The organism is Phenylobacterium sp. FG114 (genome assembly GCF_057809855.1).
The window spans coordinates 221,117-237,489 of the sequence record NZ_JBMDKU010000008.1; the positions used below are offsets into that span (position 1 = coordinate 221,117).

Here is a 16,373-nt window from a genome sequence, read left to right on the forward strand (position 1 = left end):
GGGGACGCTCCTACTGGGCCGTGAACCGCTGGGCCCAGTCCAGGCGTCGCAGCGCATCGCGGACCTCGAAAAGCGGAACAGGCTCCGGCGTTCCCAGCAACCAACGCAAGGTAGGCTGGTCCTTTACCGCCGACGCGTCCGACGCCCACGACGACAGGATCGCCCGTTTTTCAGTGTGGTCGAGATGGGGATCCTTGAGCACGTCGTCCGGGCTGATGTAGCCCGGCGCGGGCCTGAGGCAGCGGTCCATCGCCGCCGCCAGTCCTTGCTGCTGGATCGCATGTTCAGAGGTCGCGAGCCTCATCTGAACTCTCCTGAATAGCTGTCCTTTCTCCACACGCCGGCCGCGGAGCAGACCGGCGCGCGCGATGATTTGGAAACGACGCGAGAGCTTTCAAGAGGGCGCGCGGCCCCCTTCCGCTCCTAAGGCGACGCCTCGACGGCGGTGCGCGGTCGCCCTAGATAGTCGGCCATGGCGCTCTCCTTCTTCCAGAACACTTTCGCCGGCAATCCGCTGAACCGGGCCAGCGACCGACGCGGCGACACCGCCTGGCTGGCCGAACAGTTGGCCTCGTCGGACTCGCTGGGGCTCGCGCTGTGGAACGGCAAGCCCCTGGCCGAGAAGACCAAGGACGGCGGGGTCCAGATCGCTTACCTGCCGGCCAAGCTGGCGGGCGAACTGGCGGGGGGCAACGAGCGCCTGCTGTTCATGGGCCTCTGGCAGGAGACGGCCATTTTCGCCGTCGACATGGAGGGCTCGGGCGACCCGACCCAGGGGCCGCTGCAGGGCCTGGGCGAGTTCATGGATCTGCGCCAGATCGCGCTGCGCCTGCCGGCGCCCGACGCCGGCATCCTCGCCACCGCCAAGTCGATGTTCGAATGGCGCCGACGCCACCAGTACTGCGCGGTCTGCGGCCAGCCCTCCGAGCCCCGGGAAGGCGGCTGGAAGCGCCAGTGCCCCGCCTGCGAAGCCGAGCATTTTCCCCGCACCGATCCTGTCGTGATCATGCTGGCCTACCACGGCGACCGCTGCATGCTCGGCCGCCAGGAGATCTGGCCCAAGGGCATGTTCTCGGCCCTGGCCGGCTTCCTGGAGCCCGGCGAGAGCATCGAGGAGGCCTGCGCCCGCGAGCTGGCGGAAGAGGCCGGCCTGCGCACCCGCAACGTGCGCTACCACTCCACCCAGCCCTGGCCCTATCCGTCATCCCTGATGATCGGGCTGATCGCCGAGGTGGAGGACGACGAAGGCACGCCCGACCAGACCGAACTGTCCGAGGTCCGCTGGTTCACCCGCGAGGAGGCCCGCCAGCTGATCCGCGGCGAGATCGAGGGCGTGTTCTGCCCCCAGCCGATGGCCATCGCCCACCAGCTGCTCAAGGCCTGGGCCGAGGAGGGCTAGCGGCTGCGGAACGGGTCCGCGGGGTAGACCCCCAGGATCTCGAACCGCTCCGAGAAGAACGCCAGTTCGTCGAAGGCGCGCGCCAGGCCGATATCTTCGGGGCGCCCGTCGACCTCGGAATAGAAGAAGGTGGCCGTGAAGGCGCCGTTCTCCATGTAGCTCTCGAGCTTGGTCATGTTGACGCCGTTGGTCGCGAACCCGCCCAGGGCCTTGTAGAGCGCCGCCGGGAGGTTCTTCACCCGGAAGATGAAGCTGGTCACGCAGGGCGTGGTGAAGGGCGGCGGCGGCGGGGTCTTCTCGGCTGTCATGACCAGGAAGCGCGTCGTGTTGTTGTGCTCGTCCTCCATGTCGCGCGCCAGGATCTCCAGGCCGTAGATCTGCGCGGCGAGGGCGGGCGACAGTGCCGCCTTGGTCGGATCGGGATGCTCGGACAGCAGCTTGGCGGCGCCCGCGGTGTCGCCGGTGGCCTCGGTCTTCAGGCCCATGCGGCGCAGCGTCTTGCGGCACTGACCCAGGGCGATCGGCATGGAGAGAGCGGTCTTCACCTGTTCCAGCCTCACGCCGGGGTTCGCCATGAGCTGGAAATGGATCGGCTTGAACCGCTCGCCGATGATCTTCAGGCCAGACGACGGCAGCAGATGGTGCACGTCGGCGACGCGGCCGGCGATCGAGTTCTCGACCGGGATCATGCCCAGTTGGCAATCGCCGGATCGGACCGCCTCGAACGCCTCCTCGAAGGTGGCGTGCGGCACGGGCTCCATCTCCGGAAACGCGGCGGTGCAGGCCTCATGGCTGTTGGCGCCAAGTTCGCCCTGGAAGGCGATGCGTCCTCTAGTCATTGAGTGTCCTTGCGTGGGCGCGCGCCCGTTCGAGATCGGAAGGGTTGTCGACGGAGATGGGCGCCTCGTCGATCACGGCGGCCCAGATCTGCATGCCGAGCTCCAGGGCGCGAAGCTGTTCCAGCCGCTCGCGGCGTTCCAGCGGCGACGGCGGCGCGGCGGTGAAGCGCTCGAGCGCCGCACGCCGATAGCCGTAGACGCCATGATGCAGCCAGACCGGGCCATCGCCGTAGAGCACCGAGCGCGTGAAATAGAGCGCCCGCGCCGTGCGGCCATCGGGCGACATCGCCGCGACCACCTTCGGGATGTCCGGGTTGGCCCGCTCGGCCTCGTCGGCTTCGGCCACCATCACGGTGGAGATGTCGCACGACGGCTCACGCGCCAGCAGGTCGGTGACCGCCCTCACGACTTCGGGCGCCAGGAAGGGAATGTCGCCCTGCAGGTTCACCACGACGTCGTGCGCGCCGGCCGGATCGATCTCGTGCAGCGCGGCCAGGATGCGGTCGGACCCCGATGGCAGATCCGGATCAGTCAGCACCGCGCGGCCGCCGGCCGCCTGCACGGTCTCGACGATCTCGCGGTCGCCCGCCGCCACCGCCACCGGACCGACGCCGGCAGCTTGCGCCTGGCGGAGCACACGCACGATCATCGGTACGCCAGCGATGTCGGCGAGGGGCTTCCCCGGCAGGCGGGTCGCGGCCATACGCGCGGGGATGAGGACAATCGGGTTCATGCCGGAGGGGTGAGACGTCTTGGGCGTTGCGCGAGCGCCGGTAGCGTGTAAGAGAGCCGCACGCAATAAGGGGCGGGATTCCCGCGCGTCCGGGGGCCCTGCCCCACGGCCGATGAGAGGCGTGACTAGGGGACTATGAGCGACCTGACGTTCAACAAGATCGCCGGCGCGGTGCTGGCGACCGGCTTGGCCATCGTCGGCCTTCGTGAGCTTTCCGCCAGCGTGTTCACGCCCGAGCATCCGGCCAAGGCCGGTTATGTGGTGGAGGTCGCCGAAGAGGGCGGTGAAGCCGGCCCGGCCGCGGACACCCTGCCCGACTGGGGCACCGTCCTGGCGACGGCCGATGTGAAGGCGGGCGAGGCCAGCTTCGCGAAGTGCAAGTCCTGCCACTCGATCGAACAGGGCGGACCGAACGGCACCGGCCCGGATCTCTGGGGCGTGGTCGGCCGCAAGCCCGGCAGCCATGGCGGCTTCGCCTATTCGGCGGCCATGACGGAATTCGGCGGCAAGCAGGCGGCCTGGGACTACGACCACCTCTACGAGTTCATCAAGGGCCCGCAGAAGTACATTCCCGGCACCAAGATGACCTTCGTCGGCATCAAGAAGTCGGAAGACCGCGTCAACCTGATCGCCTACCTGCGCTCGCAGGGCGGTACGCTGCCGGTGCCCGCGCCCGACCCGTCGCGCGCGCCCGGCGCTGCTGCGGCGGCTCCCGCGGCTGATGGGGCGGCGGCTCCGCCCGCGGCCGAAGGCCAGCCCACGGCGACTCCGGCTGCCGCTCCGGCGGCTCCCGGCGGCGGTCCGGCCGGTCAAGCCCCCGCTGCCCCGGGCGCCACGCCCGCTCCGGCGGCTCCGGCCAAGAAGTAAGGTCACGCACTCCCCTTCTTCCCTTGCGGGAGAAGGTGTCAGCCATCGGCTGACGGATGAGGGGTCGCACGGCGCAAGCCGGCGGCCCTTCTTCGTTTCGGTCTGAGCCGTGGGGCGACCCCTCATCCGGCCGCTGCGCGTCCACCTTCTCCCGCAGGGGGAGACGGACGCGCTAAATCCGCCGGTAGGCCGTCGGCTGGCCTGAACCCGCCGCGTCGATGCGGGCGATGGCGTCGGCGAGCGGCTCGATCACGGTCGCCATGTGGTGGCCGTTGGCGTGGACGATGCGCCCCTCGCCGATCCCCATGGCCACGTGGCCCTTCCAGAACACCAGGTCGCCCCGGCCGAACGCCTCCGCCTCGATAGGCGCGCCCAGGGCCTGTTGCTGATCGGTATCGCGCGGGCAGGCCCGGGCGCAGGCGAACAACGCCTGCTGGATCAGGCCCGAGCAGTCCAGGCCCAGGCTCTCGCGTCCGCCCCAAAGGTAGGGCGTGCCGACGAAGCGCTCGGCCACCGCCGCCCAGTCGTCCTCGAACTCGCCGATCGGCGAGAGGTGCGCGGCGGTCATCCAGCCCGCGCCCGCCACCTTGGCCAGCTTGCCCTCGACGGCTTCCACCGTGACCAGGCTGTTGATCGAATACGGGCCGATGGCGCGCGCCTTGATGCTGGCCTCGGCGAAGGCGTAGGTGCGCAGGGCCGACACGCGATGCGTCGGCATGGCGCCGGCCGGCTGCAGCGCCGAGGCGTGCACGTAGCCCACATAGCCGTCGCGAGCCGCCTGGCCGAACAGCCATTCGCCCTCCTCCTCCAGCACCTCGAAGCGCTCGCCGAACAGGATCTGGTCCATCTGTTCGGAGTCGTGCGAGGCGGCGGCGCGGATGGCGGACGCAGGCGTCATGCAGCCCATGGCCTTGGGATCGAGGTAGACCTCGGCTTCCAGCACGCCTTCCAGGCTGCGGGCGGCAATGCCGTCGCGCCAGGGCGTGATGCGCGGATCATGCTTCATGCGAAACGCTCGCGGATCATGCGGTATAGACCACGGATGGCCTGGGCCTCGCCGCCACCGGGGAATCCGGGACGGGCGCGTGGGTTCCAGGCGAAGATATCGAGATGCACCCACGCAGATGTGGGCGCGAACTTCTGAAGAAAGAGTGCCGCTGTCACCGAGCCCGCCTGGGCCCAGCCGTCTGGGTCGTTCTTGATCTCGGCCACGTCGCTGTCGAGCGCGTCGGCGTAGGGCTTCCAGAGCGGCATGCGCCACAGAGGATCCGATTCCGCCCTGGCCGCCGAGTCGATCTGAGCGGCGAGCTCTTCGTCGTCCGTGTAGAACGGCGGCAGCTGAGGACCCAGCGCGATGCGGGCGGCGCCCGTCAGGGTGGCCATGTCGATGGTCAGGGCCGGCTCCAGCTCGCAGGCCCGCGTGAGCGCGTCGGCCAGGATCAGCCGGCCCTCGGCGTCGGTATTGCCCACCTCGATGCTCAGGCCTTTGCGCGAGGCCAGCACGTCACCGGGGCGCATGGCGTCGCCCGAGATGGCGTTCTCGACCACCGGCACCAGGACCGAAAGCCGCACCGGCAGCCTGGCGGCCATCACCATCCGGCCCAGCGCCAGAGCGTGGGCGGCGCCGCCCATGTCCTTCTTCATCAGCCGCATGCCGGCCGAGGGCTTGATGTCGAGGCCGCCGGTGTCGAACACCACGCCCTTGCCGACGACGCAGACCAGCGGCTTGCCCGCCCCATTCTTGCCATCGGGGCCCCAGCTGATCTCGATGAAGCGGGGCGCGCGGGCCGGGTCGGCCGCGCGGCCCACGGCATGGATGGCCGGGTAATTGGCTTCCAGCAGCCCCTCGCCCTCGATCACCGTGATCTGGGCGCCGTGCTGCTCGGCGATTTCGCGTGCGATCGTCTCGATCTGCAGCGGGCCCATGTCGTTGGCCGGCGTGTTGACCATGTCGCGCGCCAGGGCGCAGGCGTGGGCCACCTGGCGGACCTCGGCGATGTCGCCGCCCTCGGCCAGCAGGCGCGGCCGTTCGCCGCTACCCTTGGAGCTCTTGTAGCGGTCGAACCGATAGGACCCCAGGGCGAAGGCCAGGGCCGCCTGGTCGGCGGTCACGGCGTCGGGCCTGCGCGCAATGCGATAAACGCCCGCCGGCAGCTTGGCCGGCAGGGCGCGGAAGGTGGTCCAGCTGTCGCCGGCTCCGAACAGCACGCGGTCGAGCCCGCCGTCGGCGCCCGGGACCAGCAGCAGCTGGCCCGCCTTGCCCTTGAAGTCGACGGTGCGCGCCAGCCCGACGACGAAGGCGTCGGCCTCGAGCGCGGCGGTCGCTTCAGCCTCGGTGAGGGCGTGGACGGGGGTGGCCGAGCCGTCCCAGGTTTCGAGCAGCACGTCCGACATGGCTAGAGGCCCAGCACCTTGGCGAACGGGGAGCTGGGAAGCGCCAGCAATGCGCCCGCGGCGATCGCGACGCCATAGGGCACGCCCTCGCCCTTGTCGGCGAGCCGATTGATCCAGGGCGGCCCCAGGACCACTAGCGGTCGCAGACGGCTCGATCGCATGGCGAGGAGGCCCAGGGCCACCAGTCCGCCGGTGAACGCCGCGGCAAACAGGAAAGTCGGCAGTGCGGACCAGCCCAGCCAGAGCGACACCGCGGCGAGGAGCTTGGCGTCACCGCCACCAACCCAGCGCATCGCGAACATACCGATCCCGACCGCCAACACGGCGCCGCCGACCGCGAAGTGGAGTCCCATGGCCGGAAGCGGCAGGCCGGTCGCCAGGGCGGCGAACGGAAATACCGCCAGCAGCGCCAGCGACATCCAGTTGGGGATCGTGAACGAGGTCGCATCGCTCACCGCGGCGGCCAGGACGAGGGCCGGGAAACAGAGCACCAGGGCGGCGGCGATGAGCGCGATCATGGCAAACAAAACCTCTCTAGCATACTTATGCCCACCTGCGGGTGAACGGAGCGTTGCAGCCAAGCTTGAAATGAAAAAGGCCCCCGGCGTTTCCACCGGGGGCCTGATGCGTGCGACTGCGTGGCGGCTTAGGTGCCGGCCTCGTCCAGGGCAGTCTGGATTTCGGTGAACTTCGTCTGGAGGCTGCCGCCGACGAGCGTCAGGGCGCCCACGATGACGACCGAGATCAGGGCGGCGATCAGGCCGTATTCGATGGCGGTCGCGCCGGATTCGTCCTTCGCGAAGCGGGTCAGGAACTTGGTCATTGAGCTCTCTCCTTGGTGTTAGCGAGCAGACTACGCTGGGGCCTCAAGCTCTTGCCTGCTCGCCCCTAAGAACACGTCCAAGGTCGCTCACCGCGTTTAAAGCCGCATGAATCCGGATGACTAATAAATCTACATCATTATCGGCCATTAATGGTTTACGCAGATAAACCATACTGTGCTGAAGCTTGTAGTTCCCGAGGAAAATCAGGCCAAGCCTACTGGCCGTAGGCCGCGCCCCGGCTGCCGCCACGCACGAACGCCAACCCCACCAGGCCAACGGCCAGCAGTAACAGCAGTGTCGCGAAGCCGCCCTGCTGGGTGCCCGTGACCCGGGTGCCGACATTGACCAGGGTCGGCGCGAGCCAGGCCGTGGCGACGCCCGACAGGGCATAGACCCCGAAGAAGGCCCCCGTCTGCTCGGGCGGCGTGATCCGCGTCAGCAGGGTGCGGCTCGACGCGTATTGGGCGGTGATGAAGACGGCATTCACGAAGCCGACCAGGACGAAGACCAGATCCGGCAAATGGGTGAAGACCGGCCCGTTCCAGATCGGGCCGTGCGCCCCGGCGTCGTAGGGCCAGAAGAACAGGATCCGGTCGGGCCGCATGCCCAGGAACGCCGTCAGGCCCAGCATGGTCATGAAGATCTCGATGCGCAGGGCGTTCTTCGGCCCGATGGCCTCGTCCAGCCAGCGCGCGACGAAGCCACCGACGACGGCGAAGATGCTGAGCAGGATTCCGTAGGCGAGCATCTCGAGCGCGCCCCACTTCATCACCCCCACGGCATAGACCCCAGCGTAGACCAGCACGCCGTTCATCCCGTCCACGAAGAACATCCGCGAGCCGATGTAGACGGCCGCGTCCTTGAAGTGGGTGATGGTCTTCAGCATGCGCCAGAGTTCGCGCGCGCCCTGAGCGAAGGCGCGCAGGACCGGTGTCCCGGTGCGCGGCGCGTCCGGGGTCCAGAGAAATAGCGGGATCGATCCGAAGAACAGCAGACCCGCCGCGAGCCACGCCACCACCCGCTCGGGCTCATGGGCGGCGGGATCCAGGCCGAACAGCGGGGCGCTGGGCACCCAGCCCCAGTCCACCTTGCCCGGCAGGGCGAAGGCCCAGGCCGTGAACACCAGGGCGATGACCGAGAACAGGTTGCCCAGCGACAGCGCCAGGCCCGACGCCTTGTGCGCGCCCGAAAGTCCGGCCGCGCGCACCAGCAGAGAATTGTGGAAGATCTCGTTGTAGGCGAACAGCACCTGCACGGTCATGGCGAACAACATGGTCGTGCCGATCGAGAGGCCCGTTCCGTCGGGCTTGGCCCACCACAGCGCCGCTGTGAGCGGGATCATCAGGCCTACGATCAGGCCGAGCCAGCCCTTGCGCCGGCCCAGCTTGTCGATCGACGCGCCGATGAAGGGCGCCGTGGCCATCACCGTCCAGCCCGCGAGCTGTTGGGCGTGGCTGATGATCTCCTGCCCCTTCACGGGGTCGCCCACCATCGAGGCGGCCACGTAGGGCATGAAGATGTAGATGGTGATCAGGATGACGAAGGGGTCGCGGCCCCCCTCGAAGATCGACCAGGCGAGGCCGCCCCGGGTCAGCCGTCCATCGGTGGACGAACCACGGGTGTCGGCTTCACTGACGTCTTTCAAAATCGCATCCCCGATGGCCGTTCTGGATGACGGCCTTCACGGGCCGCACCGTACGCCGCGGGAATGGGTTGTCGATGGTTACTTGAGCCGCGCGTCCGCCGCCGCGATCACGGCGGCGGCATCGATCGCGACGCCCTGCGCGGCCAGCGCCTCGCTGAGCGCCGTCAGGCAGAGCCGCACGTGCCACGGGGTCGCCGAGGCGCCCATCAGGCCGATGCGCCAGACCTTGCCCTTGAGCGGGCCAAGGCCGGCCCCGATCTCCAGATCCCACGCCTTCAGCACATGCGCCCGCACCGCCGCCTCGTCGACGCCGTCGGGGACGAGTACGGTGTTGAGCTGCGGAAGCCGGTGCTTTTCGTCCACCAGCAGCTTCAAGCCCGCCGCCTCCAGGCCTGCGACCAGGGCCTCATGCATCCGCGCATGACGCACGGTCGCCGCCTGCACCCCTTCCTCGAAGATCACCACCAGGGACTCGTGCAGGCCGTACAGCGCATTGATCGGCGCCGTGTGGTGATAGGTGCGGCCACCCTCGCCGCCCCAGTAGGACATCAGCAGGTTGAAATCGAGCAGCCAGTTCCGGACCTTCTCCTTGCGGCCCGCGATGGCCGCCTGGGCCTGCTTGCTGAGCGCGATGGGCGACAGGCCGGGGGGCGCCGAAAGGCATTTCTGAGTCCCGGAATAGATGACGTCGGCGTCCCAGGCGGCGGCGTCCACGACGATCCCGCCCAGCGAGGTCACGCAGTCCACCACCGACAGGGCGCCGTGCCGGCGCGCCAGGGCGCAGAGCGTGGCCGCATCGCTGCGCACGCCCGTCGAGGTCTCGGCATGGACAAACGCCAGCACCTTCGTCGGCGCCTCGCCGAGCGCCGCGTCGACCCGCGCCGCGTCCACCGGCTGGCCCCATTCGTGGTCGACCGTCACGACGATGGCCCCAGCGCGCCCCGCCATGTCGGCCATCCGCCCGCCGAACGCTCCGTTCACCGCCACCACGCAGCGGTCGCCTGGCTCCAGCAGGTTCATGATCGCCGCCTCCATGCCGGCGGTGCCCGGCGCGGGCAGCGGGACGCACGCATGGTCCGGCGCGTTGAACAGCCGTTGCAGCGCCGCCTTGATGTCCTCCATCAGCGCCTGGAACTCGGGGTCCAGGTGGCCGATGGTCGGCCGCGCGAGGGCCGCCAGGACCCGGGGACTCACGTCGGAGGGGCCCGGCCCCATCAGGATCCGGCGCGGCGGTTGGAAGCTCTGCATCGGTGGAAACTCCAGCAGCCCGTTAGGCCAGCAGGCGGTCGTGAATGCGGCCGCGAAGATCGGTGTTCAGGCCCAGGGCCTCGTCGAGATAGCCGTCCAGCGACCCGTGCGCCTCGGTCATCACCTTGAACGCCATGTCCAGATACTCGGCCTCGACCCGCATGGCGGTGATCAGCGCCTCGTCGCTGGGCATGCGGCCGCCGGTCACCTCGGCCACGTGCTCTCGCATCATGGGCAGCCGCGCGACCATCCGCTCATGGTTGTTGGTCAGCAGGTAGTCCTCGCGGATGTCGTCGTCGTGGACGCCGGCCATGTGGTGGGTCAGGGCGCAGATGATGCCGGTGCGGTCCTTGCCCGCCGCGCAGTGGACCAGGATGGGCCCGTCGCTCTCGGCGAGCGCGCGGAAGTACCGCTGATAGAGGTCGATGTGCCGGCGCTGGAACGGCGCATGGCGATAGTAGTCCAGCATGTAGTCTCGGAACGAGGCGACGCTCAGGTCCGACGTCCTGATGAAGGTCGACCACTCGTCGGCGGTGTCCTGGCCGATGTCGTTCTCGATCACCTGGGCGGCGAAGCCGTTCCAGCGGCGCGACGGCTCCTTCTCACGCTCGTTCGAACGGCGCAGGTCCACGATCACCGCCAGCCCCAGGGCGGCCATCTTCTCAAGGTCGGCATCCGTCGCCCGCGACTGTCCGGCCGAGCGATAGAGCAGCCCGCGCTTCAGGCGCCTTTGCCCCGCGGCATAGTCGCCGAAGTCGCGGAAGTTCTCGATGGCTTCAAAGGGGATGTGGCGCATGCCGCGTCTTCTAGTCGCCTTCCGAGAACTTTTCGAGGCGGGGTGACGTCAGGTGAGACGCGCTCCTTCCCCTTCTCGGGAGGAAACTCGCGCTCACCGGAACGGCGGCTCGTCGAAGCTGCGCAGTTTGCGCGAATGCAGCCGATTGCCTTCCTGCTTCAGCAGGTCGATGGCCGCGAGACCGATCTGCAGGTGCTGGCCGATGGCGCGATCATAGAAGGCGTTGGCCTGGCCCGGCAGCTTGATCTCGCCGTGCAGTGGCTTGTCCGACACGCATAGCAGCGTCCCGTAGGGCACCCGGAACCGATAGCCCTGGGCGGCGATCGTGGCGCTCTCCATGTCGATGGCGACCGCGCGGCTCTGGTTGAAGCGCAGGGCGCTGGACGAATATTTCAGCTCCCAGTTCCGGTCGTCGGTGGACACCACCGTGCCGGTCCGCAGGCGCCGCTTCAGGATGTCGCCGGTCTCGCCCGTCACCTGCTCCGCCGCCCCGTTCAGGGCCAGCTGCACCTCGGCCAGCGGCGGGATCGGGATCTCGGGCGGCAGCACCTTGTCCAGCACGTGGTCGTCGCGAAGGTAGGCGTGGGCCAGGACGTAGTCGCCGATCTTCTGGCTGCCGCGCAGGCCGCCGCAGTGTCCGATCATCAGCCAGGCCTGGGGCCGCAGGACGGCCAGGTGGTCGCAGACGGTCTTGGCGTTCGACGGGCCGACGCCGATGTTCACCAGGGTGATCCCCGCCCGGCCTGGCGCCATCAGGTGATAGGCCGGCATCTGGTGCTTGCGCCAGGTCCCGGCGGCGACCGCGGCTTCGGGGTTCGGGGTGTCGGCCGTCACGAGGACGTGGCCTGCCGCCGACAACGCAGTGTAGGGCCCGCCTGCCTGCAGCTGCTTGCAGCCCCAGGCCACGAACTCGTCCACGTAGCGATGGTAGTTGGTGAAAAGGATGTACTGCTGCGTGTGCTCGGCCGGGGCGCCCGTGTAGTGGGCCAGGCGCGCCAACGAGAAGTCGGTGCGCAGGCCGTCGAACAGCGCCAGGGGCCGGGCGTCGTCCGCATGGGCGATCCAGGCGCCGTCGGCCACCTCGTCGCCGATATGGGCCAGCTCGGTGGTCGGGAAGTGCCGGGCGATCTCGACCGAGCTCACGTCGGCCATGGCCATGTCTGCGGGGTCGAGCACGTAGGGGAACGGGATCTCTTGGTTCGACCGTCCCACCTCCAGCGTGACCTCGAAGTCCTCCTGCAGAAGGCTGAGCTGTTCGACCAGATAGTCGCGATACAGCTCGGGCCGCGTCACGGTGATCGCGTAACGGCCGGGCGCAGGGATGCGGGCGAACGCCCGGCTGGTGCGCGGATAGGGCAGGCCCTCGGGCCAGGTCAGCCGCAGTTCCGGATAGACATAGGCGCCGCCCCGCCGCGCGGCGGGGTCGGGCGGCGGTCCGCCGGACAGGAAGGACTTGAGGGCCTTGCGGAGAGACTCGACGCTTTGGCGATATTCCGTCTCTAGCCGATCGACGATGCCGGCTGCTTCTTGCTTCTTCATCGCGCGGCTTATAGCGCCGGTCGGTGACGGTTGCGAATCTCATCCGCTGGACGGATGGACGCTTCCCAGCGAAAAAGGCCCCTCGTTTGGACCGGGGGTCGCATGAACCGTCTCTTCACCGCCTTTGTCGTGGGCGCCATGTTGCTTGGCGTCCTCGTCGGGTACGTGCTGAACCAGTCCCTCCCGGCGGAGAGCGCGAAGGAGGTCGCGGCCAACCTCTCGATCGTCACCGACCTGTTCCTGCGGCTGATCAAGATGATCATCGCGCCCCTGGTGTTCACCACCCTGGTGGCCGGCATCGCGCACATGGGCGACGCGTCCGAAGTGGGCCGGGTCGGCGTCAAGACGATCGGCTGGTTCATCCTGGCGTCGATCACCTCGCTCACCATCGGCCTGCTGATGGTCCACCTGATCCAGCCGGGCTCCGGCCTGTCCCTGGTCGCCCCGCCGGTCGACGCCTCCTCGGGCATCGAGACCGCCAAGTTCACCCTTCGGGACTTCGTCACCCACCTGGTGCCGACGTCGATCATCGACGCCATGGCCAAGAACGAGATCCTGCAGATCGTGGTGTTCTCGGTCCTGGTCGGCACGGCCGTCTCGGCCATCGACGACAAGGCGCCCGCCGTCCTGAACCTGGTCGAACAGGGCGCCAGCATCATGCTGAAGGTCACGGGCTACGTGATGAAGACCGCCCCGCTGGCGATCTTCGCGGCGCTCGCGGCCAGCGTCGCCACCCAGGGGCTCGAGGTGCTGGCCACCTACGCCAAATTCGTCGGCGGCTTCTACCTTTCGCTCGGCATCCTGTGGGGCCTGCTGATCGCCGTCGCCGTCCTGATCGTCGGACGCCGCGCGCTGAAGCTGGTCGCCGCCCTGCGCAGCCCGGTCCTCCTGGCCTTCTCCACTGCGTCCTCCGAGGCGGCCTACCCCCGCACCCTGGAAGAGCTGCAGAAGTGGGGCGTCTCGCGCAAGGTGGCGAGCTTCGTCCTGCCGCTCGGCTATTCGTTCAACCTCGACGGCTCGATGATGTACTGCACCTTCGCGACGCTGTTCATCGCGCAGGTGTACGGAGTCGATCTGTCCATCGCCCAGCAGATCACCATGCTCGCCCTGCTGATGGTGACGTCCAAGGGCATGGCCGGCGTGCCCCGCGCCTCGCTGGTGGTCATCGCCGCCACGCTCACCTTCTTCGATCTGCCCGAGGCCGGCCTGCTGCTCATCCTGGCGGTTGACCATCTGCTCGACATGGGCCGCTCGGCCACAAACGTGGTCGGCAACTCGGTGGCCGCCGCGGTGGTCGCCAAGTGGGAGAACCAGATCGAGGAGCCCGCCGCGGAGCCGGCCGCCGCCAAGGCCTGAGCCGGCTCTGGCCGACACAGGCGTGCGGCGTGCGTCCTAACGTCCGGTAACCCTATGCTTTAACGCGGCGTTCGCCTCGTATCGGGAATGGTGTGATCTCAAGCAGGATCCACGCAGACCGCCGTGCCGCAACTGTCGAAGAGCCTTTCCGAACTCGCCGCCCGGGTGGCCGAGCTCGAAGCCGAACGGGAAATGACCCTTCGGCTGGCGCAGACCGATTCCCTGACCGGGCTGGTCAACCGCGGCGCCTTCACCTCCGGGCTCTGCGAGCGGCTGGACGCGGCGCGCGCGGCTGGGACCTCGGTCGGCCTCTTCGTTATCGACCTGGACCGCTTCAAGCACCTGAACGACAGCCTCGGGCACCACGCAGGGGACCTGCTGCTGGCCGAGCTGGGTCGTCGCCTGCTCGAGGACGCGGGCCCCGACGAGCTGATCGCCCGCCTGGGCGGCGACGAATTCGCCCTGATCACCAACGATCCCGACGTGCCGGGACGCGCCGAGCGGCTGCTGGCCGCGCTGGGGCAGCAGCAACTGATCTACGGCCGCGCGGTCTCGCCCGGCGGATCGGTCGGTGTTGCGCTCTTTCCGCACGACGCGAACGACGCCGCCGACCTGCAGCATTTCGCCGACATGGCCCTCTATCGCGCCAAGTCCGGCGGCGGGCGCCGCTGGTCGCGCTTCGACGCCGACCTGCGCGAGGAGAGCGAGCGCCGCCGTACGCTCGAGACCGAGTTGCGCCGCGCCATCCCCGCGGGCGAGATCGAGCCCTGGTTCCAGCCGATCATCGACTCGATGACCGGCCGGATGGTCGGCGTCGAGGTGCTGGCCCGCTGGCGCCATCCCGAAAAGGGCCTGCTGGCCCCCGCCGCCTTCGTGCCGATGGCCGAAGAGCTGGGCCTGATCCGCGCGGTCGACGAGGCGGTGTTCGAGGCCGCCTGCGCCCGCGCCGCGCCCTGGGTCGCGGACGGCCTGATCGAGTCCGTGTCCTGCAATGTGTCTCCGCGCGACCTACTGGACCCCGGTTTCTCGCGGAAGCTGATCGGCCGGCTGGGCAAAACCGATCTGCCCGCAACGGCCCTGACCGTCGAGATCACCGAGACCTTCCTGCTGCAGGACCTGGCCCTGTCGCGCCGCCACATCGAGCGGCTGGCGGCCAAGGGCGTGAACGTGGCCCTGGACGATTTCGGCACCGGCTATTCCAACCTGCGCGCCCTGATGCACCTGCCGATCCAGACTGTGAAGCTGGACCGCTCGCTGATCGACGACGTGGGCCGCGACGCCCGGGTGTCGAAATTGGTGGCTTCCATGCTGCACGCCGCCCGCTCGCTGGGCGTTCGCATCGTGGCCGAGGGCGTCGAGGACGAGGGCCAGGCCCTGTTCCTGCGTTCGGCCGGCTGCGAACGCATGCAGGGCTACTTCTTCGCGCGCCCGATGCCGGCCGATCAGGTCGAGACCCTGCTCCGCGCCGAAAACATGCCAACTCCGCGGTTCGCCGTCGCGTCCTGATCTTCCATACGCGTATGAAATCCCCATATGTGGGGGACCATGCGCAACCACCTTCGCACCTTCACGCTGCTGGCCGCTCTGACCGCGCTTTTCGTGGGCGCGGGCTACATGATCGGCGGGCCCGCCGGCATGCTGATCGCCCTGCTGTTCGCAGGCGCGATGAACCTGATCAGCTACTGGAACGCCGACAAGATCGTGCTGTCCATGTACCGGGCCACGCCCGTCGACGCCGCGCACCCCGAGCCGCTGATCCGCAACTACGTGGCCGACGTACTGGAGCTGGCGGCCCGGGCCAACATGCCCGCGCCCAAGGTCTATGTGATCGACCAGGACCAGCCGAACGCCTTCGCCACCGGCCGCGATCCGAACCACGCCGCCGTCGCCGCCACGCGCGGCCTGCTGACCATGTTGGATCGCCGCGAAATCCGCGGCGTGATGGCCCACGAACTGGCGCACGTGAAGCACCGCGACACGCTCACCATGACCGTGACCGCCACCATCGCCGGCGCGATCGGCGCGCTGGCGAACTTCGCGTTCTTCTTCGGCGGGCGTGACGAAGAGGGCCGGCCCACAGGACTGATCGGCGCGATCGTCATCGCGGTCATCGGGCCCATCGCCGCGGGTCTGGTGCAGATGGCGATCAGCCGCGGCCGCGAGTACGAGGCCGACCGCGCCGGCGCCGAGATTTCGGGCGATCCCGAGGCGCTGGCCTCGGCATTGCAGAAGATCGAGGCCTACGCCAGAGGCGGCTACTTCAACCCGGACGCCGAGCGCAATCCGGCCACGGCCCATATGTTCATCATCAACCCGTTGGCGGGCGGCAAGGGCGACAGCCTGTTCTCCACCCACCCGGCCACGCACAACCGGGTCGAGGCGTTGCTCTCCATGACCGGCCGCGTTCGCGCGCGCGTCCAGGAGCGGCCCGCCGTCGGCGTCGGCGCTACCGCCGTACCGGTCACTCCCGCGCGGCGCATGGGGCCCTGGTCCTAGGCCCCCTGCCGGCGCCGCTTCGAGCGGCACGGGCGGTGGCTTGCTGGCCGCTTCACCGCGGCCCGGCTTGCCGCGCGCGGACGATCTGTCGCAGCTGCAATCTTTGCCGCATTCCCGCCTTTTTCGGGCTCGACATCCTTGTGAGTTGAGTTGGGGCGCGTCGAAACGGGGACTTCTTCAGCCGCGACAACGGGACGACTCAACCTTCGCGTTCGGGCGCAGCACACGCCTGGCCGC

Annotated in this window: 16 protein-coding genes; 5 read left to right on the top strand and 11 right to left on the bottom strand. The window is 68.9% G+C overall.

Going from position 1 to position 16,373, the window contains the following annotated elements; genetic code table 11:
- Nucleotides 1-10: 10 nt before the first annotated feature.
- Nucleotides 11-304, bottom strand: a complete 294-nt coding sequence (locus ACODSY_RS15775; RefSeq protein WP_488952718.1) for a hypothetical protein — start codon at nucleotides 302-304, stop codon at nucleotides 11-13.
- A 168-nt stretch (nucleotides 305-472) separates the two neighbouring features.
- On the opposite strand from ACODSY_RS15775, the gene nudC reads away from it, so the two are divergent.
- The gene (gene nudC / locus ACODSY_RS15780; RefSeq protein WP_488952719.1) at nucleotides 473-1,399 is read left to right on the top strand and encodes an NAD(+) diphosphatase; all 927 of its coding nucleotides are present in this window, start codon (nucleotides 473-475) and stop codon (nucleotides 1,397-1,399) included.
- Here the strand turns inward: nudC and ACODSY_RS15785 are convergent.
- Nucleotides 1,396-2,238 (bottom strand): prephenate dehydratase, encoded by an 843-nt coding sequence (locus ACODSY_RS15785; RefSeq protein WP_488952720.1) that lies wholly within the window; start codon nucleotides 2,236-2,238, stop codon nucleotides 1,396-1,398. The two genes, nudC and ACODSY_RS15785, sit on opposite strands and share 4 nt — an antisense overlap.
- A complete protein-coding gene (locus tag ACODSY_RS15790; RefSeq protein WP_488952721.1) occupies nucleotides 2,231-2,971 on the bottom strand; it encodes a 3-deoxy-manno-octulosonate cytidylyltransferase in 741 nt (246 codons plus the stop codon). The genes ACODSY_RS15785 and ACODSY_RS15790 overlap by 8 nt, the downstream gene beginning before the upstream one ends.
- 135 nt (nucleotides 2,972-3,106) lie before the next feature.
- Here ACODSY_RS15790 and ACODSY_RS15795 point away from each other — a divergent pair, with 135 nt between their 5' ends.
- Nucleotides 3,107-3,838, top strand: a complete 732-nt coding sequence (locus ACODSY_RS15795) for a c-type cytochrome (RefSeq protein WP_488952722.1) — start codon at nucleotides 3,107-3,109, stop codon at nucleotides 3,836-3,838.
- Nucleotides 3,839-4,010: 172 nt separating this feature from the next.
- Here the strand turns inward: ACODSY_RS15795 and ACODSY_RS15800 are convergent, their stop codons facing one another.
- The 8 genes from ACODSY_RS15800 to ACODSY_RS15835 form a co-directional block, all read right to left on the bottom strand.
- A complete protein-coding gene (locus ACODSY_RS15800) occupies nucleotides 4,011-4,844 on the bottom strand; it encodes a C40 family peptidase (protein ID WP_488952723.1) in 834 nt (277 codons plus the stop codon).
- Nucleotides 4,841-6,232, bottom strand: coding sequence for a leucyl aminopeptidase family protein (locus ACODSY_RS15805; RefSeq protein ID WP_488952724.1), 1,392 nt, complete (start codon nucleotides 6,230-6,232; stop codon nucleotides 4,841-4,843). Before ACODSY_RS15805 ends, ACODSY_RS15800 begins: the two co-directional genes overlap by 4 nt.
- A 2-nt stretch (nucleotides 6,233-6,234) precedes the next feature.
- Nucleotides 6,235-6,750, bottom strand: a complete 516-nt coding sequence (locus tag ACODSY_RS15810) for an A24 family peptidase (RefSeq protein ID WP_488952725.1) — start codon at nucleotides 6,748-6,750, stop codon at nucleotides 6,235-6,237.
- A gap of 128 nt (nucleotides 6,751-6,878) precedes the next feature.
- Nucleotides 6,879-7,055 (bottom strand): Flp family type IVb pilin, encoded by a 177-nt coding sequence (locus ACODSY_RS15815; protein ID WP_488952726.1) that lies wholly within the window; start codon nucleotides 7,053-7,055, stop codon nucleotides 6,879-6,881.
- A 215-nt stretch (nucleotides 7,056-7,270) separates the two neighbouring features.
- Nucleotides 7,271-8,701, bottom strand: a complete 1,431-nt coding sequence (locus ACODSY_RS15820; protein WP_488952727.1) for an MFS transporter — start codon at nucleotides 8,699-8,701, stop codon at nucleotides 7,271-7,273.
- A gap of 78 nt (nucleotides 8,702-8,779) precedes the next feature.
- Nucleotides 8,780-9,949 (bottom strand): pyridoxal-phosphate-dependent aminotransferase family protein, encoded by a 1,170-nt coding sequence (locus ACODSY_RS15825; protein WP_488952728.1) that lies wholly within the window; start codon nucleotides 9,947-9,949, stop codon nucleotides 8,780-8,782.
- 22 nt (nucleotides 9,950-9,971) lie between these two features.
- Nucleotides 9,972-10,745, bottom strand: a complete 774-nt coding sequence (locus ACODSY_RS15830; protein WP_488952729.1) for a tyrosine-protein phosphatase — start codon at nucleotides 10,743-10,745, stop codon at nucleotides 9,972-9,974.
- 93 nt (nucleotides 10,746-10,838) lie between these two features.
- Complete coding sequence (locus tag ACODSY_RS15835; protein ID WP_488952730.1) at nucleotides 10,839-12,284, bottom strand: AMP nucleosidase; 1,446 nt, start codon at nucleotides 12,282-12,284, stop codon at nucleotides 10,839-10,841.
- Nucleotides 12,285-12,386: 102 nt separating this feature from the next.
- Between ACODSY_RS15835 and ACODSY_RS15840 the strand changes: the two genes are divergently transcribed.
- From ACODSY_RS15840 to htpX, 3 genes are all read left to right on the top strand, one after another.
- Nucleotides 12,387-13,640 carry a dicarboxylate/amino acid:cation symporter gene (locus tag ACODSY_RS15840; protein ID WP_488952731.1) on the top strand — a complete coding sequence of 418 codons (1,254 nt, stop codon included), beginning with the start codon at nucleotides 12,387-12,389 and terminating at the stop codon, nucleotides 13,638-13,640.
- A 123-nt stretch (nucleotides 13,641-13,763) separates the two neighbouring features.
- Nucleotides 13,764-15,146, top strand: a complete 1,383-nt coding sequence (locus tag ACODSY_RS15845) for a putative bifunctional diguanylate cyclase/phosphodiesterase (RefSeq protein ID WP_488952732.1) — start codon at nucleotides 13,764-13,766, stop codon at nucleotides 15,144-15,146.
- 39 nt (nucleotides 15,147-15,185) lie between these two features.
- Nucleotides 15,186-16,136, top strand: coding sequence for a zinc metalloprotease HtpX (gene htpX / locus ACODSY_RS15850; RefSeq protein WP_488952733.1), 951 nt, complete (start codon nucleotides 15,186-15,188; stop codon nucleotides 16,134-16,136).
- Nucleotides 16,137-16,373: the final 237 nt, after the last annotated feature.

Bases quoted from the DNA above. Each gene is read 5' to 3' on its own strand.
- ACODSY_RS15775 (WP_488952718.1), bottom strand. From the start codon at position 304: ATGAGGCTCGCGACCTCTGAACATGCGATCCAGCAGCAAGGACTGGCG.
- nudC (WP_488952719.1), top strand. From the start codon at position 473: ATGGCGCTCTCCTTCTTCCAGAACACTTTCGCCGGCAATCCGCTGAAC.
- ACODSY_RS15785 (WP_488952720.1), bottom strand. From the start codon at position 2,238: ATGACTAGAGGACGCATCGCCTTCCAGGGCGAACTTGGCGCCAACAGC.
- ACODSY_RS15790 (WP_488952721.1), bottom strand. From the start codon at position 2,971: ATGAACCCGATTGTCCTCATCCCCGCGCGTATGGCCGCGACCCGCCTG.
- ACODSY_RS15795 (WP_488952722.1), top strand. From the start codon at position 3,107: ATGAGCGACCTGACGTTCAACAAGATCGCCGGCGCGGTGCTGGCGACC.
- ACODSY_RS15800 (WP_488952723.1), bottom strand. From the start codon at position 4,844: ATGAAGCATGATCCGCGCATCACGCCCTGGCGCGACGGCATTGCCGCC.
- ACODSY_RS15805 (WP_488952724.1), bottom strand. From the start codon at position 6,232: ATGTCGGACGTGCTGCTCGAAACCTGGGACGGCTCGGCCACCCCCGTC.
- ACODSY_RS15810 (WP_488952725.1), bottom strand. From the start codon at position 6,750: ATGATCGCGCTCATCGCCGCCGCCCTGGTGCTCTGTTTCCCGGCCCTC.
- ACODSY_RS15815 (WP_488952726.1), bottom strand. From the start codon at position 7,055: ATGACCAAGTTCCTGACCCGCTTCGCGAAGGACGAATCCGGCGCGACC.
- ACODSY_RS15825 (WP_488952728.1), bottom strand. From the start codon at position 9,949: ATGCAGAGCTTCCAACCGCCGCGCCGGATCCTGATGGGGCCGGGCCCC.
- ACODSY_RS15830 (WP_488952729.1), bottom strand. From the start codon at position 10,745: ATGCGCCACATCCCCTTTGAAGCCATCGAGAACTTCCGCGACTTCGGC.
- ACODSY_RS15835 (WP_488952730.1), bottom strand. From the start codon at position 12,284: ATGAAGAAGCAAGAAGCAGCCGGCATCGTCGATCGGCTAGAGACGGAA.
- ACODSY_RS15840 (WP_488952731.1), top strand. From the start codon at position 12,387: ATGAACCGTCTCTTCACCGCCTTTGTCGTGGGCGCCATGTTGCTTGGC.
- htpX (WP_488952733.1), top strand. From the start codon at position 15,186: ATGCGCAACCACCTTCGCACCTTCACGCTGCTGGCCGCTCTGACCGCG.